This window comes from Curtobacterium sp. NPDC088465, assembly GCF_044753165.1.
Classification (GTDB): Bacteria; Actinomycetota; Actinomycetes; order Actinomycetales; family Microbacteriaceae; genus Curtobacterium.
The window spans coordinates 1,357,917-1,378,702 of sequence record NZ_JBIVMR010000001.1 but is presented as its reverse complement, the minus strand read 5'-3'; the positions used below and the strand labels follow the sequence as shown (position 1 = coordinate 1,378,702).

At 73.6% G+C, this 20,786-nt stretch carries 19 protein-coding genes; 9 read left to right on the top strand and 10 right to left on the bottom strand.

The genetic code is table 11. The annotated features are described in order from the left end of the window. Window positions 1-14 precede the first annotated feature (14 nt). Window positions 15-317 (bottom strand): DUF427 domain-containing protein, encoded by a 303-nt coding sequence (locus tag ACIP6W_RS06525; protein ID WP_066657097.1) that lies wholly within the window; start codon window positions 315-317, stop codon window positions 15-17. A 55-nt stretch (window positions 318-372) separates the two neighbouring features. Then, window positions 373-978, bottom strand: coding sequence for a hypothetical protein (locus ACIP6W_RS06520; protein ID WP_066657098.1), 606 nt, complete (start codon window positions 976-978; stop codon window positions 373-375). Window positions 979-1,117: 139 nt separating this feature from the next. Here ACIP6W_RS06520 and ACIP6W_RS06515 point away from each other — a divergent pair, with 139 nt between their 5' ends. Together ACIP6W_RS06515 and ACIP6W_RS06510 are read left to right on the top strand one after the other, a co-directional pair. Next, window positions 1,118-1,750: a GNAT family N-acetyltransferase gene (locus tag ACIP6W_RS06515; RefSeq protein WP_066657099.1), complete on the top strand. Its 633-nt coding sequence runs from the start codon at window positions 1,118-1,120 to the stop codon at window positions 1,748-1,750. Between the two features lie 74 nt (window positions 1,751-1,824). After that, a complete protein-coding gene (locus ACIP6W_RS06510; protein WP_066657101.1) occupies window positions 1,825-2,307 on the top strand; it encodes a hypothetical protein in 483 nt (160 codons plus the stop codon). 13 nt (window positions 2,308-2,320) lie between these two features. Here the strand turns inward: ACIP6W_RS06510 and ACIP6W_RS06505 are convergent, their stop codons facing one another. Further along, window positions 2,321-2,647 (bottom strand): hypothetical protein, encoded by a 327-nt coding sequence (locus ACIP6W_RS06505; protein WP_251155185.1) that lies wholly within the window; start codon window positions 2,645-2,647, stop codon window positions 2,321-2,323. A 272-nt stretch (window positions 2,648-2,919) separates the two neighbouring features. Here ACIP6W_RS06505 and ACIP6W_RS06500 point away from each other — a divergent pair, with 272 nt between their 5' ends. Further along, window positions 2,920-3,489, top strand: a complete 570-nt coding sequence (locus ACIP6W_RS06500) for a DUF1684 domain-containing protein (RefSeq protein WP_066658792.1) — start codon at window positions 2,920-2,922, stop codon at window positions 3,487-3,489. 46 nt (window positions 3,490-3,535) lie between these two features. Then, on the top strand, window positions 3,536-3,895 hold the full coding sequence (locus ACIP6W_RS06495; protein WP_066657105.1) for a GntR family transcriptional regulator: 360 nt from the start codon (window positions 3,536-3,538) through the stop codon (window positions 3,893-3,895). A 173-nt stretch (window positions 3,896-4,068) separates the two neighbouring features. Here ACIP6W_RS06495 and ACIP6W_RS06490 read toward each other — a convergent pair whose 3' ends face one another. Beyond that, entirely contained in the window at window positions 4,069-4,908 is an 840-nt protein-coding gene (locus tag ACIP6W_RS06490) for an endo alpha-1,4 polygalactosaminidase (protein ID WP_400340025.1), read from the bottom strand. 282 nt (window positions 4,909-5,190) lie between these two features. Here ACIP6W_RS06490 and ACIP6W_RS06485 point away from each other — a divergent pair, with 282 nt between their 5' ends. After that, window positions 5,191-6,870, top strand: coding sequence for a DEAD/DEAH box helicase (locus tag ACIP6W_RS06485; protein ID WP_251155184.1), 1,680 nt, complete (start codon window positions 5,191-5,193; stop codon window positions 6,868-6,870). Between the two features lie 142 nt (window positions 6,871-7,012). Beyond that, the gene (locus tag ACIP6W_RS06480; protein ID WP_066657109.1) at window positions 7,013-7,213 is read left to right on the top strand and encodes a CsbD family protein; all 201 of its coding nucleotides are present in this window, start codon (window positions 7,013-7,015) and stop codon (window positions 7,211-7,213) included. Between the two features lie 214 nt (window positions 7,214-7,427). Here the strand turns inward: ACIP6W_RS06480 and ACIP6W_RS06475 are convergent, their stop codons facing one another. Beyond that, a complete protein-coding gene (locus tag ACIP6W_RS06475) occupies window positions 7,428-7,970 on the bottom strand; it encodes an NUDIX hydrolase family protein (protein ID WP_066657112.1) in 543 nt (180 codons plus the stop codon). Window positions 7,971-8,043: 73 nt separating this feature from the next. On the opposite strand from ACIP6W_RS06475, the gene ACIP6W_RS06470 reads away from it, so the two are divergent. Continuing rightward, window positions 8,044-8,664, top strand: a complete 621-nt coding sequence (locus ACIP6W_RS06470; RefSeq protein ID WP_400428739.1) for an alpha/beta hydrolase — start codon at window positions 8,044-8,046, stop codon at window positions 8,662-8,664. 100 nt (window positions 8,665-8,764) lie between these two features. On the opposite strand, the gene ACIP6W_RS06465 is transcribed toward ACIP6W_RS06470, so the two are convergent. Then, window positions 8,765-9,445 carry a PadR family transcriptional regulator gene (locus ACIP6W_RS06465; protein ID WP_066657116.1) on the bottom strand — a complete coding sequence of 227 codons (681 nt, stop codon included), beginning with the start codon at window positions 9,443-9,445 and terminating at the stop codon, window positions 8,765-8,767. Between the two features lie 151 nt (window positions 9,446-9,596). Here ACIP6W_RS06465 and ACIP6W_RS06460 point away from each other — a divergent pair, with 151 nt between their 5' ends. After that, window positions 9,597-14,408, top strand: a complete 4,812-nt coding sequence (locus tag ACIP6W_RS06460) for an ATP-dependent helicase (RefSeq protein ID WP_400428737.1) — start codon at window positions 9,597-9,599, stop codon at window positions 14,406-14,408. 80 nt (window positions 14,409-14,488) lie between these two features. Further along, window positions 14,489-15,268, top strand: a complete 780-nt coding sequence (locus tag ACIP6W_RS06455; protein ID WP_209684886.1) for an Fpg/Nei family DNA glycosylase — start codon at window positions 14,489-14,491, stop codon at window positions 15,266-15,268. 13 nt (window positions 15,269-15,281) lie between these two features. Here the strand turns inward: ACIP6W_RS06455 and ACIP6W_RS06450 are convergent, their stop codons facing one another. From ACIP6W_RS06450 to ACIP6W_RS06435, 4 genes are all read right to left on the bottom strand, one after another. Then, window positions 15,282-15,779, bottom strand: a complete 498-nt coding sequence (locus ACIP6W_RS06450) for a hypothetical protein (RefSeq protein WP_066657132.1) — start codon at window positions 15,777-15,779, stop codon at window positions 15,282-15,284. A 122-nt stretch (window positions 15,780-15,901) separates the two neighbouring features. Further along, entirely contained in the window at window positions 15,902-17,893 is a 1,992-nt protein-coding gene (locus ACIP6W_RS06445; RefSeq protein WP_400428734.1) for a glycosyl hydrolase, read from the bottom strand. 84 nt (window positions 17,894-17,977) lie between these two features. Further along, a complete protein-coding gene (locus ACIP6W_RS06440; protein ID WP_400428732.1) occupies window positions 17,978-18,718 on the bottom strand; it encodes an HlyD family efflux transporter periplasmic adaptor subunit in 741 nt (246 codons plus the stop codon). Then, complete coding sequence (locus tag ACIP6W_RS06435; protein ID WP_400428730.1) at window positions 18,715-20,685, bottom strand: glycosyltransferase family 2 protein; 1,971 nt, start codon at window positions 20,683-20,685, stop codon at window positions 18,715-18,717. The genes ACIP6W_RS06440 and ACIP6W_RS06435 overlap by 4 nt, the downstream gene beginning before the upstream one ends. Window positions 20,686-20,786 lie beyond the last annotated feature (101 nt).

The following is a 20,786-nucleotide window of genomic DNA, read 5'->3' as shown; positions in this document are numbered from 1 at the left end:
GGGTCGTCCCCGTGTCAGTCGACGACGCGGACTTCCTTCCAGAAGGCGTAGTAGCCCGAGTAGTCCTTACCGACCCGGTCGAACGACGACGGGATCGGCGTGGGGTAGGTCCAGGCGCGGTCCGGCAGCGCCTGACCGTCGACCGTGACGGTGTAGTACTGCGTGTCGCCCTTCCACGGGCAGTGGTACTGGGTGTCGCTCTCCGAGAAGAACTCCGGCGCCACGCTCGACGGCGGGAAGTACCAGTTCCCCTCGATCTGGATGAGGTCCTCCTGCGGAGCCTCCGCGATCACGGTGTCGCCGACGACTGCCTTCATGACGTGCTCCTTGCGATCAGCGGCGTCCTGGCGACGCCGGTCCCGATCGGGAACGCTACGCCCGGGTGCCGGATTCCCGCAGGACGACGAGCTCGGGCCCCGCGGCGAGCGCCGCGTGCACCGTCTCCCGGTCCAGGTCAGCCGCACCCTCCGCGGCGCTCACGAGGTGCCGCACCGCGCGACGGAGTCCCGTGTACGCGGCGCAGGCGGTGGCCGCCTCGGGCGAGGTGTGGTCGATCCCGACCGTGACGAGGGCGTCGACGACGGCCCCGGCGGCGAGCAGGTCCTCGACCGCGGGCTCCGGCGTCTCCGCGCCGTCCGTCGGCTCCCCGGCGGCGTCCGCGACGGTGACGCCGGGGTCGGTGGTGCGGCCCGCGGCGACGACCGCGACGACGCACCGGTCCCCGCGCTCGGCCTGGAGGCTCGTCACGCGTTCCGCGACCGCCGCCGCGTTGCCGAGGTGGCCGAGCACGACCTCCGGGCCGTCGGGCAGCAGCGCTGCCGCGGCCCGCGCCCGTGCCGCGGGGTCGGCCCCACCCCCGGACGGTTCCGGCAGGACGTCCACCCACACCACGAGGTGCGTGCCGTGCGCGATCCGGTCGGCACCGGCGCTCCCCCACGCGAACCGGACCTGGTACTGCTCCTGGGTGCGTGCTGCCACCGGTCCACGATAGCCGCGGGCCGTCCCCGTCCGTCCCGGTCCGTCCCCGTCGGTCCCTGTCCGTCCCCACAGGAGCCCGGTCCACAGCCTGTGCCCGCTCGACCCCGCTGTCGGTGCCGCGACCGTAGGATCGGTGACCATGGAGATCGCCACCGTCCCCACGCTGACCGGCGACCGCGTCACCCTCGAGCCCCTGGCGGCCGAGCACGCGGACGACCTGCGGGCGGCGGTGGCGGACGGCGACCTCTGGCGCACCTGGTACACCTCGGTGCCGGCCCCCGACCGGGTCGAGGCCGAGATCGACCGGCGGCTCGGCGAGCACGCGGCGGGGCGGATGGTGCCCTTCGCGATCCGTGACCGCCCGACCGGTCGCGTCGTCGGGGCGACCACCTTCGCGAACATCGACACCGCCAACCGTCGCGTCGAGATCGGCTACACCTTCCTGGCGCGGGCGGCACAGCGGAGCGGGATCAACACCGAGGCGAAGCTGCTCCTGCTCTCGCACGCGTTCGACACCTGGGACTGCATCGCCGTCGAGTTCCGGACGCACTGGCACAACCAGCAGTCGCGGGCGGCGATCGCCTCGCTCGGCGCGAAGCAGGACGGCGTCCTGCGCAGCCACTCGATCGGCCGGGACGGCACGCTGCGCGACACCGTGGTCTTCTCGATCACCGCCACCGAGTGGCCGACCGTGCGCCTGTCGCTCACCGAGCGCCTGCGCACGCGGGACCGTGCCGAGGGCGCACGGCGTCGGGCCGCCCGGCACGCCTGACCCGTCGGACGCACGGGTGCACCGTCCCCCGCGGGGACGTCGCCCGCCCAGCGCCACGGCGTAGCGTCCGCAGCATGCACGTCGGTCTCCGCATCGTCCTCGACGCCCCGGTCGACGCCGTCCGCGACGCCCTGCTGTCGCCCTCGGTGATGGTCGCCGTCACGAAGCCGTTCCTCGTCTACCGCTCACGGTCACCGGAGGGACTCCCGGAGCGCTGGACCCCCGGCGTCCCGCACCCGATCACCGCCGACGCCCTCGGGGTCGTGCCGAGCGGCGACACGCACGTCGACATCGACCTGTACGAGGTCGACGGGGTGCCGGTGCAACGCGACAACGGAGGTGGCACCTCGGGACTCTTCGGGCGGATGACCATGCGGCACCGGATGGCCACCGTCGACCTCGGTGACGGGCGGACCCTGCTGCTCGACCGGCTCACCTACCGGATGCGCCCCACGCTCCTCGGGGCCGCACTCTGGCCGGGCATGTGGGTCATCTGGCAGTGGCGTGCGCTCCGGATGCGGCAGCTCGCCCCGTCGTGGGGCCGTCCCGGGCACTGACGCGCGACGTCCGTCAGGACTTCGGCTGCTCGTCCACCTGCACGTGGACGGCGTAGTCCGTGCCGTCGACGTCACGCACCTCGACGACGGAGTCGTACACGGTCGTGTCACCCTCGGCACCGATCTCGCAGTGCACGGTGTTCCCCTCGACCAGGTCGATCGGGTCCGTACCGCAGTCGACCAGCGGACGCTGACCGACCTCGCGTTCGAGTGCGTCGGCCACCACGTCCTCGAACCCCGACGGCGACACCGTCCGGTTCGCGGAGGCGGACACCGTGCACCCGCTCAGGACCGCGACGAGGGTCAGACCCGCCACGATCGGGGCGATCGAGCGGTGCACGCGTGGTGCCGCCCGTCCCGCCGTGGTCCGCGCGGCGGCGGTCCGTCTGGTCGTCGTTCCCCTGGTCACGTCGCCCGTCCCCTCGTCGGTCGCTGTCCGACCAGTGTGCCAGGGCCGTCACGGGAGCACCCGCAGGGGACCGTCCACAGCCCCGGCCCGTCGCTGGCGGGTCCGGAGCACCCGGGCGTACGCTCGTCCTCGTGAGCCAGACGCAGGAGCCGAGGGCCCAGGACCGCGTGCACAGCACCCTCGCCACCGTGGACTGGCGGCGGATGACGTTCGACCTGTACCGACGGGTGCGGGCGACGGCCGACCCCGAGACCGCGCACGCGATGTGGCGCGAGACCCGCGACGCGATGTTCGCCGAGCACCCGGCCAGTCCACTGCTCGACGAGGACGCCCGCGACTTCGAGGCGCTGCCCGTGCCCGACTACGACCCCGAGTGGCGGTTCCGCGCGCGCATCGAGTCCGCCGAGCCCCGTGCGATGGACGTGGAGACGGGCACCGACGGCGTCGTGCACTTCGACCGGCTCGGTGTCGTGCGGCTGCCGGGCATCGGCACGCTCGACGTCTGGTCGCACGGCGGCTACGCGGGCGGGGTCTTCGTGCCCGTGAAGGACGCCAGCGCGGGTCGTGCCCGCGGCACCTACGGCGGCGGGCGGTACCTGCTCGACACGATCAAGGGTGCGGACCTCGGCGGCGACGACGGCGAGCTCGTCCTCGACTTCAACTTCGCGTACAACCCCTCGTGCGCGTACGACCCGGCGTGGGCGTGCCCCCTCGCGCCCCCGGGCAACACCGTCGCCGTGCCGATCCCGGTCGGCGAGCAGTACGACTTCTGACACGACGCACGCACGAGCACACGGACAGGACGCAAGGGTGGATCGCATGACGGGACTCGTGGCACTCGACGCGGGCGGCCGGGTGCCGCCCTTCGAGCAGGTCCGTTCGCAGATCGCGGCGCAGATCGCCGCCGGGTACCTGGTCGACGGGGAGCGCCTGCCGAGCGTGCGGGCCCTGGCCGAGGAGCTCTCGCTCGCCGCGGGCACGGTCGCGAAGGCCTACCAGCTGCTCGAGGAGGCCGGGCTCGTGCACACCGCCCGGGGCGCCGGCACGCGGGTGGTGCGGCCGGCCGAGGTGCCCGACGCCGTCGCCGGGGCAGCGCACGCCCTGGCCGCCGCCGCGCGAGCGGCCGGGTTGTCCGCCGACCAGGCCGCAGCGGCACTGCGCGACGCCTGGCCCGCCTGAGGCGACCGCCCGCCGTCCGCGACGCGCGGGGCGGACGCACACCGTGCCTCCCGGCCGACCGCCGCGCGCGCCCTCCGCGACACGCAACGTCGGCGAGGTCTCGCAGCGCTGTGCTCCTGCGCACTGCCGCCGACGTTGCGTCGCGCCGGGCGGGACGGGACCGGACGGGGTCCTCAGCAGTGCTCGAAGACGTACTCGTCCGACGCCGGGGTGACCAGGTCGCGGTCCCGCAGGATCGTCATGGCCGGGCGGTCGCGCAGGCGGCACACCGATGCCCACGAGCGGTCGAGCGTGTCCGCGTACTCGACGTCGACCACGCGCTTCCCGTACGCGGCCGTGTAGGCCGAGCACTCGTCGTACTGCACGCACTCCTCGGAGACGACGAAGTCGAAGCCCGTCGACTGCCGCCCGGCCTTCCCGAGCTGCGGCGTGTTCTTCTGCCCGACGGCCAGACCGCGGTCGTGCCCGAGCCGCACGAGCGTCGCCGCCAGCGCGAGGTTCCCCGCGCGGGTCAGTCGCTTCCCGGACCGTGTCCACGAGTCGAGGTTGTCGAACTCGACGGCGGCGAACCCGCGGTCGGCGCACCGCGCGACCGACTTCGTGAGCTCCTTCGTGATCGCGGCGCGCTTCGCGGCGGTCCGGGTGTCGAGGAGCACCTCGTCCGGCCAGCCCGGGTCGGCCACGAGCTCGCCGGAACCGTCGCGCAGCAGTGCCGACGGCGCCCGGCGCTCCCACCCGGCGAGCGCTCCCGGCTGGGTCTGGAAGCCGTTGACGTAGCAGATGGAGTACTTCCCGGCGGCCGGGCGGTCGGTGCTGTCCCGCTCGACGATCGTCACCCCGGACGGCGGCGTGTACCCACCGCCGAGCTGGTAGTCGGGGCGCCCGGAGGTCGGCAGGTTCCGGTACGAGGAGGCCGTCGACCCGGCGGGTGTCGCGGCCTCGGCACAGCCTGCGCTGCCGAGGACGGCGACCAGCGCGATCGCGGTGGTCAGGAGGACGGATCGCGTGCGCACCACGGGATCATCGCACGCCACGTCGCACGCCCGACGCGAACGGCCCCGGCTCGTTCGACGAGCACCCGCTATGCTGGTGGTACTCGAGGCGCCGATCGCCTCGTGCGTCGTACGGACGCCCCCGACTCCCGACCCTCATCCGGTCGATGATCGCGCACCGACATCCCGGTGCCAGGCTCTCTGCTGCGGCGACCGCGTCAGCCTCTGCTGACGCGGGGTTCCCGCCCGCGCGCCACATGCCAGCGCGCCCACGGCCGGCACGAGCCGGCCCGAAAGGTCACCATGACCAACCAGGACATCCGTTTCTCCGACCTCGGCGTCCCCGCGCCGATGGTCCAGTCCCTCGCCCAGCAGGGCAAGGAGACCGCGTTCCCGATCCAGGCCGACACGCTCCCCGACTCCCTGCAGGGCAAGGACGTGCTCGGCCGCGGGCGCACCGGCTCCGGCAAGACGATCGCCTTCGCGATCCCCCTGGCCGCCCGTCTGGCCGCGAGCCGTCGCCCGCGCCGCGCCGGCCGCCCCCGTGCGCTCGTGCTCGCCCCGACCCGTGAGCTCGCAACGCAGATCGACGCGACCCTCGCCCCGCTCGCGAAGTCCATGGGCCTCAACACGACGACGATCTTCGGCGGCGTCGGCCAGGGCCGTCAGGTCGACGCGCTCCGCGCCGGTGTCGACGTGGTCGTCGCCTGCCCGGGCCGCCTCGCCGACCTCATGCAGCAGGGGCACGTGAGCCTCGGCGACATCGAGGTCACCGTCCTCGACGAGGCCGACCACATGGCCGACATGGGCTTCCTGCCCGGCGTGACGAAGATCATGCAGGCGACCCCGGAGCAGGGGCAGCGCCTGCTGTTCTCGGCCACGCTCGACAACGGCGTGGACAAGCTCGTCAAGAAGTTCCTGCACAGCCCGGTGATGCACTCGGTCGACGACGAGACCAGCCCGGTCGAGGCGATGACCCACCACCTGTTCGAGGTCGCCGACGCCGACGCGAAGAAGGACCTCGTCCGCGCGCTCGCCTCGGGCACCGGCCGCCGCATCCTCTTCATGCGCACCAAGCACCACGCGAAGCGCCTGGCGAAGCAGCTCACGAGCCAGGGCATCCCGGCCGTCGACCTGCAGGGCAACCTGTCGCAGGGTGCGCGTGAGCGGAACCTCGCGAAGTTCTCCTCCGGCGAGGCCCTCGTGCTCGTCGCCACCGACGTCGCCGCCCGTGGTGTGCACGTGGACCACGTGGAGCTCGTCGTGCACGTCGACCCGCCGACCGAGCACAAGGCGTACCTGCACCGTTCGGGCCGCACCGCGCGTGCCGGGTCCTCGGGCGACGTCGTCACCGTGACGCTGCCGGCCGAGCGCCGCGACGTCGCACAGATGATGCGTGCCGCCGCGATCAAGGTCACCCCGCAGCAGGTCACCGCGACCTCGCCGGCCGTCGCGTCGCTCGTCGGCGAGGTCGCGCCGATCCGCCACCTCGCTCCGGAGCAGCCCGCACAGCAGCAGCGCCAGCGGCAGCCGCGTGCGACCGAGACGGGTCTCGCCGAGTCCGCGGGCGGCGGTCGTCGCCGTGGTCGCGGCGGCCGGTCGGGAGGCTCGACGCAGGCTCCCGAGACCACCTCGGCCGGTCGCGGCTCGGGTCGCACCGCCGGTGGTCGCGGTGGTCGTCCGGTCACCGCGGGGGCTCCGGCCGCCGCTGGTGGCACCGGGCGCGCCGGTGGCGCCGGTCGCGGCAACGGCTCGGGCTCGGGTGCTGCAGCGTCGGGCGGTGCGGCCGCCGGTGGGCAGCGTCGTTCGGGCGGGAGCCGTCGGGCGTCGAGTGACGTCGTCCGTGGCGGGTCCGCCCCGGTGTGGTCGTCCGAGGGCGGCTACGCAGCGGGTCGTTCCGGTGCGGGTGAGTCCGGCGGCGGTCGTCGCCGCGGCGGCTCGCGTCGCGCATCGCGTCCGGCGGGGGCTGCCGACCGCCACTGAGCGGTCCGCTCGGGCCGGAGCGACGGTGTCCGGAACCTGGACGCCCGGTGGGAGCACCGGGCGTCCCCACGCGTAGGTTCTCCTTCACCGACGGCCGCGCGAGTGGCCGACGGGGAATCGTCCGTCGTTGGAAGGAGACCGTATGGCTGGCAGCGAAGAGAACCACACCGGCGAGAAGCTCGTCGGCAAGGTCAAGGAGGGCGTTGGCAACCTCACCGGCAACGACAAGCTGAAGGCCGAGGGTCAGACCGACCAGGCCAAGGCGTCGGCCAAGCAGGGTGTCGACGACGTCAAGGGCGCAGCGCACGGCGTTGCGGACTCCCTCCGCGACGAGAAGCACTGAAGCCGGTCCACGACCGAGCTGCGAAGCCCCCGGAACCGCATGGTTCCGGGGGCTTCGTCGTGTGCGGGCACCGCGTCGGTTCGGTCGCCCGCGGATCGAACCACGGAAACGACGTGGAACCAGACCGTGCCGGTGGTTCGATGTCGCTTCCGTGGTTCGGAGCAGGTCGGCATCGTCGCGGGCGCGGCCCGGGAGCGCCGCGGTGATGTGGTGGCTAGTGCAGGGCGCCGACCGAGGCGAGGCCGGCGCGCAGGAGTGCGCCGCGGCCGCCCTCCATCTCCTCGGCGACGGCGTCGGAGGCTGCCTCCATCGGGCTCATCCACGTGAGCTCGAGGGCGTCCTGCCGGGGCTCGCAGGTGCCGGTGACCGGGACGACGTACGCGAGGGAGATCGCGTGCTGCCGCTCGTCGGTGAACACCGAGGCGCCGGGGAGCGGGAAGTACTCGGCCACCGTGAAGGGCGTGGGGCTCGCGGGGAGCTGCGGGAACGCCATCGGACCGAGGTCCTTCTCGAGGTGCCGGAAGAGCGCCGTGCGGATCGACTCGCCGAACATCACGCGGCCGGAGACGAGCGTGCGCGCGATCGAGCCGCTCGGGGCGACACGGAGCAGCACGCCGACCTCGGTCACGACACCGAGCCCGTCGGTCCGGACGGGCAGGGCCTCGACGTAGCAGATGGGCAGTCGACGACGGACGTCGGCGAGCTCCTCGTCGGACAGCCAGCCGGAGTCGGGGTCGGGGGTGCGCAGCGAGGCCATGCACCGTGTCTACCAGTCGCCCCGGCGAGTTCGGCGGGAGGCGCGGTCGCCGTGGACGGCTAGCGTGGTCCCCGTGATCGATGCGGACATCGTGCAGTGGACCCGTCCGACCGGGGAACGCGCGGGCACGCCCCTGCTCGTGGCCATGCACGGGGTGGGGTCGCACGAGCGCGACCTGCTCGGGCTCGCGCCCGCGCTGCCGTCCGTCTGGACCGTCGCATCGCTCCGCGCACCGATGCCGTGGGGTCCCGGGTTCTCCTGGTACCCGCTCGGCACGCCGGGGTCCCCCGCGCTCGAGCCGGTCGACGCCGCGGTCGCCGGTGTCCTCGACTGGATCGACGCCGTGTCCGCCGACCACCCGCGCATCGGTCTGCTCGGGTTCTCGCAGGGCGGGTCGATGGCGCTGCAGCTCCTGCGTGCCCGACCGGCCGCGTTCGCCTTCGCGGTGTCGTTGTCCGGGTTCGTGGTGCCCGGGGTGACCGACTCCCGCGACGAGGCGGTCGCGGCCGTCCGTCCCCGGGTCTTCCTGGGACACGGCGACCTCGACCCGGTGATCCCGGCCGAGGCCACCGCGCGGACGCAGGCGTGGGCCGCGACGCACACGGACGTGACCGACCGGACGTACGTCGGCCTGCCGCACGCGGTGTCCGCCGAGGAGCTCGCCGACGCGGCCGCGTTCGTCGACGCGTCCTGACGGCCGCTCCCGCGACGGGTCCGCGAAGGTGACCGGGTGACCGACTGACGGCCAGGAGGCGCGTGGCGGGGTCGCCACGTGCCTCCCGTCCGGCACGGCGCTACTCGGCGAGGATCTGCAGCAGGTCCTTGCGGAGCTGGTCGACCTTCGCCGTCGCGGCCCTGGTCTGCTCGTCGGAGGCGCTGGTGCGGTACATGTGCAGCACCCCCATCGCCTTGCGGAGGGCCTCGACGAACTCGCGCTGCGTGTCGGGCATGCCCGGCGCGGCGTCGAACGCGGCGGCGATCTCGTCCGCCTTCGCCTCGGCCTCGGCGCGGCCGGCGTCGGTGAGCTCGAAGAGCGTCTTGCGGCCGTCGCCGTTCGAGACGACGAGGTCCTCGTCGACGAGCTGCTGGAACGTCGGGTAGACCGAGCCGGGGCTCGGCTTCCAGGCACCGCCGGTGCGCTCGGCGATGGTCTTGATCACGGCGTAGCCGTTCTGCGGGCCCTCGGCGAGCAGCCCGAGGATCGCGAGGCGGACGTCGCCGCGACGGCGGCGCTCGCGCCCGAAGCCGGGGCCGCCGCCGAAGCCGGGACCGAAGCCCGGGCCGAAGCCGCCGCGTCCGCCGAACCCGGGGCCGAAGCCGCCGCGTCCGCCGTGGTCGTGGTCGCCGCGGTCGCGGCCGGGGAAGCCGTGGCCGTGGTGCTGCCGCGCGCCGCCGAAGCGGGGGCCGCGCGGACCGGTGCCGCGGGGGCCGCGGCGGGGCGTGGTGCTGTCGAGGTCATCGTACGAGGGGCGCATGATGACTCCTTCCTGTCGGTGGTGACGTGAGCTCGCGATGCGTTGTGTTCCTATCGCGATGGGTCAACGATAGATCGCTACGGATCGGCCTGTCAAGCACCCGTCCTCCCTCGGACCGCTGTCGGTGGCGACGGGCAGGATGGGACGGACCATGACGGACGTCCTCGAGCGCTTCTCCCCCGCGACCGCGGAGTGGTTCCGCGGCGCGTTCCCCGGCCCGACCGCGGCGCAGGCCGGCGCGTGGGACGCGATCTCCACCGGGCAGCACGCGCTCGTGGTCGCCCCGACCGGCTCCGGCAAGACGCTGGCGTCGTTCCTCTGGTCGATCGACCGGCTCATCAGCGCGAGCGACCGTCCGCCGGCGAAGCAGCGCACGAGGGTGCTCTACGTCTCCCCGCTCAAGGCCCTCGGTGTCGACGTCGAGCGGAACCTCCGCAGCCCGCTCGTCGGCATCACGCAGACCGCGCGTCGGCTCGGGACGGAACCGCCCGAGGTCACGGTGGGCGTCCGGAGCGGTGACACCCCGTCGTCCGACCGGCAGCGGCTCCTGCGGCAGCCGCCGGACATCCTCATCACGACGCCCGAGTCGCTCTACCTCATGCTCACGTCGCGGGCGCGCGAGACCCTGGTGAACGTCGACACCGTCATCGTGGACGAAGTCCACGCGGTCGCCTCGACCAAGCGCGGCGCACACCTGGCGGTCTCGCTCGAGCGCCTCGACGACCTGCTCGAGAAGCCCGTGCAGCGGATCGGCCTGTCCGCGACCGTGCGCCCCGCGGAGGAGGTCGCCCGGTTCCTCGGCGGCCGCGCGCCCGTGTCGATCATCGCCCCGCCGGCGCAGAAGACCTTCGACCTGCGCGTGGTCGTGCCGGTCGACGACATGACCGAGCTCGGCGCCCCGCCGGTCGGTGCCGACGCGACCGAGTCACCGACGAACGGCTCGATCTGGCCCCACGTCGAGGAACGCGTCGTCGACCTCATCGAGGAGCACCGCTCGACGATCGTGTTCGCCAACTCGCGCCGACTCGCGGAACGCCTGACGGCACGGCTCAACGAGATCCACGAGGAACGCGTGCTCGGGGCCGTCGACACGGCGGGTGTCGGCACGGCTGCGCTCGGCGCGCCGGAGGTCGTGGGCGCGGAGGCCGTGGGCGCGGTGGCCGGGTCGGCTCCCGTCACACAGTCCCCCGGTCGGGCGTCCGCGCACGCACCCGTCGCACAGCCGAAGCGACCGCCGGCGCAGCTCATCGGGCAGTCCGGACAGACCGAGGGCGGCGGCTCCGACCCGTCGGTCCCGGTGCTCGCCCGCGCCCACCACGGCTCCGTGTCGAAGGACCAGCGCGCGATCATCGAGGACGACCTGAAGTCCGGACGTCTGCGCTGCGTCGTCGCGACCAGCTCGCTCGAGCTCGGCATCGACATGGGCGAGGTCGACCTCGTGGTCCAGGTCGAGGCCCCGCCGTCGGTCGCCAGCGGCCTGCAGCGCGTCGGTCGCGCCGGACACCAGGTCGGCGAGATCTCGCGCGGCGTGCTGTTCCCCAAGCACCGCGCCGACCTCGTGAACAGCGCGGTCACCGTCGAGCGCATGGTCTCCGGGCAGATCGAGTCGATCTCGGTGCCCGCGAACCCGCTCGACGTCCTCGCGCAGCACACCGTGGCCGCCGGGTCGATCGACACCGTCGAGGTGGAGCACTGGTTCGAGCTCGTCCGGCGGAGCGCCCCGTTCAGCTCGCTGCCGCGGTCGGCGTTCGAGGCGACGCTCGACCTGGTGACCGGGCGGTACCCGAGCGACGAGTTCGCCGAACTCCGGCCGCGCCTGGTGTGGGACCGCGTGCACGGGACCCTGACCGGGCGTCCGGGCGCCCAGCGACTCGCGGTGACGAGCGGCGGCACGATCCCGGACCGCGGCATGTTCGGCGTCTTCATGGTCGGCGAGAAGGCATCGCGCGTCGGCGAGCTCGACGAGGAGATGGTCTACGAGTCCCGCGTCGGCGACGTCTTCGCCCTCGGCGCGACGAGCTGGCGCATCGAGGAGATCACGCACGACCGGGTCATCGTCAGCCCGGCGTTCGGGCAACCCGGGCGGGTCCCGTTCTGGAAGGGCGACGGCATCGGTCGTCCCGCCGAGCTGGGACGGGCGACCGGTGCGTTCGTGCGCGAGGTCGACGCGGCCTCCGACGACGACGCGCGTGCCCGGGTCGCCTCCGGCGGGCTGGACGAGCGGGCCGTGACGAACCTGCTGACCTTCCTGCGCGACCAGCGTGCGGCGACCGGTCACGTGCCGAACGACACCACGCTCGTGGTCGAGCGGTTCCGCGACGAGCTCGGCGACTGGCGGCTCATCCTGCACTCGCCGTACGGCATGCAGGTGCACGCGCCGTGGGCCCTGGCGGTCGGCGCCCGGCTGCGCGAGCGGCACGGCATCGACGGCGACGCGATGGCGGCCGACGACGGCATCGTGGTGCGGATCCCGGAGACCGACGCGGAACCGCCCGGCGCCGACCTGTTCGTGTTCGAGCGCGACGACCTCGAGGCGCTCGTCACCGACGAGGTCGGCGGCTCGGCGCTCTTCGCCGCCCGCTTCCGCGAGTGCGCGGCCCGGGCCCTGCTCCTGCCGCGGCGGAACCCCGGGCAGCGGTCGCCGCTCTGGCAGCAGCGCCAGCGGGCGTCGCAGCTGCTCGAGGTCGCGCGGAAGTACCCGACGTTCCCGATCGTGCTCGAGACCGTGCGCGAGGTCCTGCAGGACGTCTACGACGTGCCGGCGCTGCTCGGCATCTCGGACCAGATCGCCGAGCGCCGCATCCGCCTGGTCGAGCGCGAGACCGAGCAGCCGTCGCCGTTCGCCCGGTCGATCCTGTTCGGGTACGTCGCGGCCTTCATGTACGAGGGCGACTCGCCGCTGGCCGAGCGCCGGGCGGCGGCACTGTCGCTCGACTCGACGCTGCTCGGTGAACTGCTCGGACGGGCCGAGCTCCGCGAGCTCCTCGACCCGGCGGTCATCGCCTCCGTCGAGCGCGACCTGCAGCGGCTCTCCCCCGACCGTCGGGCGCGCGACACCGAGGGGCTCGTCGACGTGCTGCGACTCGTCGGCGCCCTCGAGCTGGACGAGCTCGTCGCCCGCAGCTGGGTGGCCGACGCCGCTGACCCCGACGCCGCGCGTGCGACCGTCCGGTCGGCGCTGGAGACCCTCGAGCGCGACCGCCGTGTGCTGTCGTTCACGCAGGGCGGTGCGACGCGCTGGTCGGTGATCGAGGACGCCTCCCGCCTCCGCGACGCCCTCGGCGTCCCGCTGCCGATCGGCGTGCCGACCGCCTTCGTCGAACCCGTCGCGGACCCGCTCGGCGACCTGGTCGGCCGGTACGCCCGGTCGCACGGACCGTTCGCCGCGCAGGAGGCCGCGAGCCGGCTCGGCCTCGGCATCGCCGTCGTGCAGGACACCCTGCGCCGCCTGGTCGCCGACCGCCGCGTGGTCGAGGGCGAGTTCCGCCCGGACCGCCAGGGCGCGGAGTGGTGCGACGCCGAGGTGCTCCGCCGCATCCGGACGAAGTCCCTCGCCGCGCTCCGGCACGAGGTCGAGCCGGTGTCGCCGGACACCCTCGCCCGGTTCCTGCCGGCGTGGCAGCACGTCCAGGCGCCCGGCACCCGCGGCGGGCTGCGCGGGGTCGACGGGGTGCTGCAGGTCATCGACCAGCTGGCCGGCGTCGCCCTGCCCGCGAGCTCGTGGGAGACCCTCGTGCTGCCGTCCCGCGTGAGCGACTACTCCACGAGCATGCTCGACGAGCTGACCGCCACCGGCGAGGTCCTGTGGTCGGGCGGCGGCACGCTGCCCGGGAACGACGGCTGGGTGCGCCTGCACCTCGCCGAGACCGCGTCGACGACCCTGGCGGAGCCCGACGGCGGCGAGACCACCGAGCTGCAGCGCGACGTCCTCGGAGCGCTGGCCGGCGGTGGTGCCTACTTCTTCCGGCAGCTCGGCCAGGCGGTCGGCAGCACGGACGACCAGGCCCTGACGACCGCGCTGTGGGACCTGGTCTGGGCCGGACAGGTCACGAACGACACGTTCGCGCCGCTGCGGTCGATGCTCGGCGGCAAGGCGAGGTCGACGAGCGCGCCGCGGGCCCGGGCGTACCGCGGGCGGCGTCGGCCGACGCTGCCGTCGCAGTCCGGTCCGCCGTCCGTGGGTGGTCGGTGGTCGATCCTGCCGCTCGCCGAGTCCGACTCGACGCTGCGTGCGGCAGCGACCGCCGAGCAGCTGCTCGAGCGCTACGGCGTCGTGACCCGCGGTGCCGTGCAGGTCGAGGGCGTCCGTGGCGGGTTCGCCGGTGTCTACCGGGTGCTCAGCCGGTTCGAGGAGTCCGGCCGGGCACGCCGCGGGTACTTCGTCGAGGGGCTCGGGGCGGCACAGTTCGCGACGAGCCCGACCGTGGACCGGCTCCGGACCTACGCACGCGACCTCGACGACGACGAGCGCGCCGACCCGGACCGCGAACGCCAGGCACTCACGCTCGCGGCGACGGACCCGGCGAACCCGTACGGTGCGGCGCTGCCGTGGCCGTCGGACGACGCCCCCGCCGACCCGGACGCCGACCCCGCTGCTCCCGGTCCCGCGGCCGACGCCGCTCCGACGGGCGCCCGCGGTGCGGCCGTCCCCGCCAGCCGGTCGACGTCGACGAGCGGTCGCGGACACCGACCGGGGCGGAAGGCCGGGGCCCTCGTGACCACGGTCGACGGCCGCCTCGCGGTCTACGTCGAGCGCGGCGGGAAGTCCGTCCTGACCTTCACCGACGACCCGGCGGACCTCGCGGTCGCGGCGCGTTCGATCGCCGCCACCGTGCGGAGCGGGCTGCGGAAGCTCTCGGTGGAGCGGGTGGACGGCGACTTCGTGCTGGAGACGCCGCTCGGGTCGGCACTGCGCGAGGCGGGGTTCACGGCGACCCCGCAGGGACTGCGGCTGCGTGTCTGACGCGACCAGGGCCTCCCGGGCGTGCGCCGGTGCACGGGACGTGACACGGCCGACCGGACGAGCCGCAGCGGAGGTGTGCCGTGCCCGAGGGTGACACCGTCTTCCGCGCTGCCCGGCGCCTGCACACCGCGCTCGCGGGCAAGGTCCTGACCCGCTCGGACTTCCGCGTCCCCGCGTTCGCGACCCTCGACCTGGTCGGACGGACGGTCGACGAGGTCGTGCCCCGCGGCAAGCACCTGCTGCACCGCATCGGCGACGTGACCGTGCACTCGCACCTGAAGATGGAGGGCCGCTGGGACGTCTACGCGCCCGGGGAGCGGTGGCGACGGCCCGCGCACCAGGCCCGGGTCGTGCTCGACGCCGAGGACGTCTCCACCGTCGGGTTCACCCTCGGGGTGCTCGAGGTCGTCCCGCGCGACCAGGAGTCCGAGGTCGTCGGGCACCTCGGCCCCGACCTGCTCGGTCCCGACTGGGACGCCGACCGGGCGCTCGAGAACCTGACGGCGGACCCGGAGCGCCCGATCGGGCTCGCGCTGCTCGACCAGCGCGTGCTGGCCGGACTCGGCAACGTGTACCGGAACGAGCTGTGCTTCCTGCGGGGGGTGCTGCCGACGCGACCCGTCGGACAGGTGCCGGACCCGGCGCGGGCGATCGCGCTGTCCCACCGGCTCATCACGATGAATCGTGACCGCAGCAACCGCGTCACGACGGGCGTCGACCGGCCCGGGCGCCGCTTCTGGGTCTACGGCCGCGCCGGCAAGCCCTGCCTGCGGTGCGGGACCCCGGTGCGTCGGGGCGAGCTCGGCGACTCGGAGCTCACGCTGCGGGACACCTACTGGTGCCCGCGCTGTCAGACCTGAGCCGGGCCGGGGGTCAGCGGTCGGCGGCCTCGACGGCGCAGCTCTCGGCGCGCTTCGCGGCGTCGGAGTCCGCGCTGAACGCGCTCGGTGCCGGCGACGCCGAGCGTGACTCGTCCGAGGTGGCGTCCTTCGCGGTCTGGTTCACGGCGTAGATCGTGCCGTCCCAGTCGTCGGCCGTCGGGTCGGTCTCCGTCGCCCAGATGGTCAGCTCGTCGTCGTTGGCGTCCTTGCTGTCCGACGGCACGATCGACGCAGCCAGGTACCAGCCACCGTCGCCCTCCGCCACGTTCGCGAAGTCCGTCGTGTCGTGCGGACCGACCGCGGTGCCGATCGCGTCCACGGCGTTGCTCGCGGCGACGGCGCACTCGGTCGACTGCGACTTCTGCTCGTCCCCGGGGACCTTGCCGACCGGGTCGATGTTCTGGGCACCGCCCGGGTCGCACGCCGTCAGGAGCAGGGCGAGGGTGGCAGCGCCGAGCAGCGCGGTGGCGGTCTTGGCTCGCGTGGTCATGTGGTGGACGGTAGGCCGCGGTCCCCGTGCAGGACCCCAGGGCGTCCGGGAAGCGAACGACGGGCGGCACGCGGTCGGTGGACCGTCGTGCCGCCCGTCGGGCTCGCGCGGGGGACGGGCCGCTACGCCCGACCCTGGGTCATGATCCATGCGAGCAGGTACGACCGCGTGTTCGCCGAGTCGATCACCGCGTCCGGCAGCCGTTCCGCGTCGCGCAGGGCTGCCGCCGCGTCGGCCTTCCCGCCGAGCGCCCGGTACATGAGCAGGTAGTCGCCGAACTGGACGCCGTAGCGACCGTCCGGCACGGCCTCGTCGAGCACCCGCCCGATCTGCTGCCGGCCGCCCGCGTCGACGTACTCCGCCGCCATCGCGGGCATCGGGATGAGCTCGATCCCCGCCGGCGCCGCGGCCGCCGCGCTGAACCACGTCGCGTGGTCGCGCTTGCCGCCCCAGGTCAGCGAGACGACCCGGTGCGTGAAGCCCGGGAACGCCGACAGGTCCGGGTCGAGCACGTCGCGCTGCGCCGAGGCGGCCTCGTTCGACAGCAGCCAGGTGCCGGTGGACTCGAGCGAGGCCGACCCGGACACGGCACCCCAGCGGGCCAGGCCGTTCCACGCGGACACCGCCTCGGACGACGACTCCTGGTTGTTGCCGTCGGCGAAGGGCGCGTAGCCGGACGCCCAGGAGTGCTGCGCGTACGGGTCGTAGACGCGGAGCGCGGGGAACGACTCCGTCGCGGTCGGCGAGGCGATGTCCGCGGCGACGAGGTCCGCGACGGTGCGCCACTTCCGCACGAGGGACGCGTCACCGTCGGCCACCATCGCAGCGGCGGACAGCACGTACCCGTAGTGGAAGTGGTGGTCGTTGAACTCGTCCGAGCCGAACGACGCCTCCTGGCCGACGAGCCCGTGGACCTCGGGGTCGTAGGCGAAGCACCGCGCGGTCCTCCCGCCGCAGCCCGCCGGGTCGAACCACTGGTCGAGCTCCGCGACGACGGACGTCTTCAGCGCCGCGGCCTGGTCGTCGAGCCCGAGCGCGACGGCGAGCCGGTACAGCGTGGCGACGCGGTACAGGTCCTTGCCGCCGCCGTACGAGTCGGCCGCGTACGACGAGGCGTCGACCCCGGCGGCGTCCTGCCGGACCTGTGCGGCCAGGGTGTCCCGCTGACCGTCGGACAGGCCGGACAGGTCGAGCCGGTCGGACGGCTCGACGGTGTCGGCGTCGAAGCGCAGCGCCGTCCCGGTGCAGACCGGCGCGGGACCCGTCAGGGTCGCGACCCGCAGGTCGGTGCACGTCAGCCCGTGGGTGCCCTGGCCAGGCTGCGGCACGAGCACCCCGGCACCGCCGTCGAAGTCGTACGACAGCGTGGTGCGCTGGGACCCACCGGACGCGCTGCGCTCCAGCGACGAGCCGGAGAGCGGCCGTGCGGCCGCGACGAGCCGGGAGACCTCGGACGACGACGCGCCGTCCGGTGTCGGCAGGAGCACGACCGACCCGCCGCTGCGCAGGCGCACGCCGGACGCGGCGACCGAGCCGTCGCGCACGACGACCTGCCAGGTGCGGCCGCCGCCGGACATCGTCGCCGTGCCGTCGCCGGTCGGGTCGAGTGGCGAGGTGCCGGTCAGCGTCTGGTCGCGGTCGGCGGTGTAGGTCACGAGGGGCGACCCCTCGGCGACGACCGAGTGCCCGAGCACGGTGTCGCCGTCACGGTGCTCGACGGTCACCGACACCGCGTCGTACGCCGACACGAGCGTGCTCGTCGCGCCGAGGTCGAAGCCGACCTGCGGTACGGCGCCGCCGGCGATGGTCTTCTCGGTCGCGGTCACGTCGGGCAGTCCGGCTGCGAAGCCGTGGTCGGTGACCTGCCACGAGATCGGCGTCGGGAACACCGGCTGGGGTGCGTCGCCGAACACCAGGCCGGAGAACCACCGGTTCGTCGGCGGGGTCAGTCCCTCGGCCAGGCGCATCGTGCCCACCGTCGACGACGCGACGTCGCCCAGGGCGGCGACCGCGCGTGCCTGGGCCGCCGCGTCGGTCGGGGTGGCCGACGGGGTCGGGTGGTCCGTGCCTCCCGTCCCGGTGCACGCAGCGAGCAGCAGGGCGACGGACGTCACCAGGGGGACGACCAGGAGCGTCGACCGGGAGGCCCGGCGTGCGCCCGCAGGGCGGCGGCCGGGGTGCAGGTGGTGCCGCACCGGCTACAGCCCGATCTGGCGCGAGAAGTCGCGGACGGCGTCGGTGACGCCCGCCAGCGCGCCGTCGTCGCGCAGGTGCAGGGTCGCGTCGACGGGCGTGCCCGGGCTCGTGATGCCCGACGACGGCGAGGCCGACAGCTCGGGGCTCTCGACGTCGACGGTGGTCTTCGCCCGGCCGTCGTCGTTCGTCTCCACGCTGACGCTCTTCACGGTGCCGGTGATGGTGCGGTCGTCCGGCAGGCGGAGCTCGACCTCGGCACCGTTCCGGATGCGCCCGTAGTCGCGCGCGGTGACGGTGAACTCCGAGGTGACGAAGAGGCTGTCCTCCTTGTGGATGGTGCCGAGCTCGGAACCGGCCTGCACGTACCCGCCGGTCTTCACGTCGATCTTCGCCACGGTGCCCGAGACCTCGGCCTTGAACGTGATGAAGCCGTCCTCGCCGATGTCGTACGCGCTCGTCTGCGTGTCCGCGCCGACGACGCCCTTCCGGATGTCCTGCGCCAGCTGCAGGCTCTGCACCTGCAGGAGCTTCTCGCCCTTGGTGACGGAGTCGCCCTCCTGGACGTACTCCTCGGTGACGGTCCCGCCGTAGTCGGTGCCGACGGCGTACTCCTGCGCGGCGATGGCCGCCGAGGTGCTCGCCACGGCGCTCTGACGCTGGTTGAACACGAGGGTGCACGCGGCGACGATCACCAGGACGACGACGAGCCCGCCGAACAGTCGGAGTCGGTTGGTCCAGGTCATGCGCGGGGTCCGTCCTGCATCTGCATCGCGACGCCGGCGATCGCGGCGCGCTGGGGTTCGAGGGTGTCGGGGCGGACGACGGTCGTCCGCACGGGGCTGACCGGGGCCTGCACCAGCGGTGCGGCCGGTCGGACGGCCTCGCCGCGAGCGCGCTGCCGGTCGGCCACGCGGTTGCGGGCCTGCTCGCGGAACGCCGCGACGATGAACGCGGCGAAGACCAGCGTGTTCGTGATGTTCCACGCGGTGGCGAGCGTGAACTGCCCGTTGCCGGTGTCCCGCCAGACCGCGACCACGCTGGTCAGGGTGAGGAACACGAAGACGAGCACCTGCGGCACGATGAAGTTGAACGGTGAGGGTGTCCGTCCGCGGTCGGCACCGGTGACGTGCCAGGCCTGCTCCTTGCCGCAGAGCACGTTCCAGAGCGCGCTCGCGTAGATCGGGAAGGACACCGCCGCGAGCAGGAGCGTCTCGTAGCGGAACGAGCCGAGCGCGTAGAAGGCCAGCACCACCTGCATGAGGTAGAACCCGAGGTAGAACAGCACCCACTCGCCCGCACCGATCGACAGGTTCATCGGGCGGAGGTCGAAGAAGATCTCGAGCGGCGGCACGAGGAGCAGGAGCCCGGGGACGATGCCCGTCAGGTAGAAGCTCGCCGTCACCAGGTACTGCAGACGCTGGTCCATCGTCAGGCGGTGCTTCGGGTTGAACGGGAAGTGCGTCAGCAGGATCTCGAACCCGCCGGTCGCCCAGCGCAGCTGCTGCTTCGTGAAGCCCTCGATCGTCTCGGGTGCGTCGCCGACGGCGAGGGTCATCGGGATGAAGACCGACTTCCACCCGCGCTCGTGCAGCATCAGGCTGGTCCAGACGTCCTCGGACTTCGAGTCGGTGTGCATGCCGCCGATGTCGTCGATCGCGCTGCGGCGGAAGATGACGTTCGTGCCGACGCAGAACGCCGCGTTGAAGCGGTTCCGGCCGGGCTGGATGAACTTGTAGAAGACGGTCTGCATGTACCCGGCGCCGCGGGACACCAGGTTGTGCAGGTTGCCGTAGGTCTGGGGCGTCTGCACGAACGCGATGGTGTCGTCCGCGAAGAACGGCACGGTCTCGAACAGGAACTCCGGCTCCGGGACGAAGTCGGCGTCGAACACGGCGTAGTAGTCGCCCTTGGCGAGGGTCAGGGCGTGGTTGATGTTGCCGGCCTTGGCACCGTGCGACGACAGCCGGCGGACGTACCGCGCGCCGAGCCGGGCGGCGAGCGCCTGGACCTCGTCGCTCCGGCCGTCGTCGAGCACCCACGTGCGGTGCTCGCCGCGCATCGCGACCGCTGCCCGCACGGTGGCGGCGATCTTGGACAGTTCCTCGCCGTAGACGGTGATGAAGACGTCGACCTCGACCTGACGGCCCCGCACGTGCATCGGCCAGCGGTGCGGCTGGTCGGTGAGCCCGTCGCGCTCGATCGTGTCCCGGTCGAACAGGGTGTCCTGCGTGTGGTGGAACGCGAAGTCCCGGGGGTCGGCACCGCCGGACAGGATCGTCCACATCGACAGCAGCGCCTGGCCGACCAGCACGCTCTCCGCCACGATCACCAGGCCGTACGGCAGGAAGTCGCCGCGGTTCGCGGGGTCGAGGAGGAACACCGCGTAGGCCATCACGCCGAGGGTCGCGACGAGCACGATGAGCACCATGACGGGGCTGTGCGCGCGGCTCTCGGAGCGGGGTCGCACGTGCCCGACCTGCTCGGCCTGCCGGCGTCGACGGGCGCGCTCGCGGTCACGCGGGGTGAGCGGCTGGGGGAGCGGCTGCGGCGGGAGCGCCTGCTGCTGGAGCAGTCGGGGCTGCTGGAGCAGTTCCGTCTGCTGCGGCTGAACGGGCTGGGCCGCGTCCGGGGACTGCGGCTGGGCGCTCCGGCGGTACTGCGGGGTGCTGGCGTCCGGGCGTGCGCGACGGACGTCCGTTGGTGCGGACATGAGGATCTCCTGTCGGGTCGGGAGAAGCTCGCGGCCCGCAGGCAGGGACGCCGACGGGTCGCGAGACGGGCGTCGGCGACTGTGGCGACATGGGCCCGGAC

Coding starts and splice junctions, on each gene's coding strand:
- ACIP6W_RS06525 (WP_066657097.1), bottom strand. CDS start 317: ATGAAGGCAGTCGTCGGCGACACCGTGATCGCGGAGGCTCCGCAGGAG.
- ACIP6W_RS06515 (WP_066657099.1), top strand. CDS start 1,118: ATGGAGATCGCCACCGTCCCCACGCTGACCGGCGACCGCGTCACCCTC.
- ACIP6W_RS06510 (WP_066657101.1), top strand. CDS start 1,825: ATGCACGTCGGTCTCCGCATCGTCCTCGACGCCCCGGTCGACGCCGTC.
- ACIP6W_RS06500 (WP_066658792.1), top strand. CDS start 2,920: ATGACGTTCGACCTGTACCGACGGGTGCGGGCGACGGCCGACCCCGAG.
- ACIP6W_RS06495 (WP_066657105.1), top strand. CDS start 3,536: ATGACGGGACTCGTGGCACTCGACGCGGGCGGCCGGGTGCCGCCCTTC.
- ACIP6W_RS06485 (WP_251155184.1), top strand. CDS start 5,191: ATGACCAACCAGGACATCCGTTTCTCCGACCTCGGCGTCCCCGCGCCG.
- ACIP6W_RS06480 (WP_066657109.1), top strand. CDS start 7,013: ATGGCTGGCAGCGAAGAGAACCACACCGGCGAGAAGCTCGTCGGCAAG.
- ACIP6W_RS06475 (WP_066657112.1), bottom strand. CDS start 7,970: ATGGCCTCGCTGCGCACCCCCGACCCCGACTCCGGCTGGCTGTCCGAC.
- ACIP6W_RS06465 (WP_066657116.1), bottom strand. CDS start 9,445: ATGCGCCCCTCGTACGATGACCTCGACAGCACCACGCCCCGCCGCGGC.
- ACIP6W_RS06460 (WP_400428737.1), top strand. CDS start 9,597: ATGACGGACGTCCTCGAGCGCTTCTCCCCCGCGACCGCGGAGTGGTTC.
- ACIP6W_RS06450 (WP_066657132.1), bottom strand. CDS start 15,779: ATGACCACGCGAGCCAAGACCGCCACCGCGCTGCTCGGCGCTGCCACC.
- ACIP6W_RS06440 (WP_400428732.1), bottom strand. CDS start 18,718: ATGACCTGGACCAACCGACTCCGACTGTTCGGCGGGCTCGTCGTCGTC.
- ACIP6W_RS06435 (WP_400428730.1), bottom strand. CDS start 20,685: ATGTCCGCACCAACGGACGTCCGTCGCGCACGCCCGGACGCCAGCACC.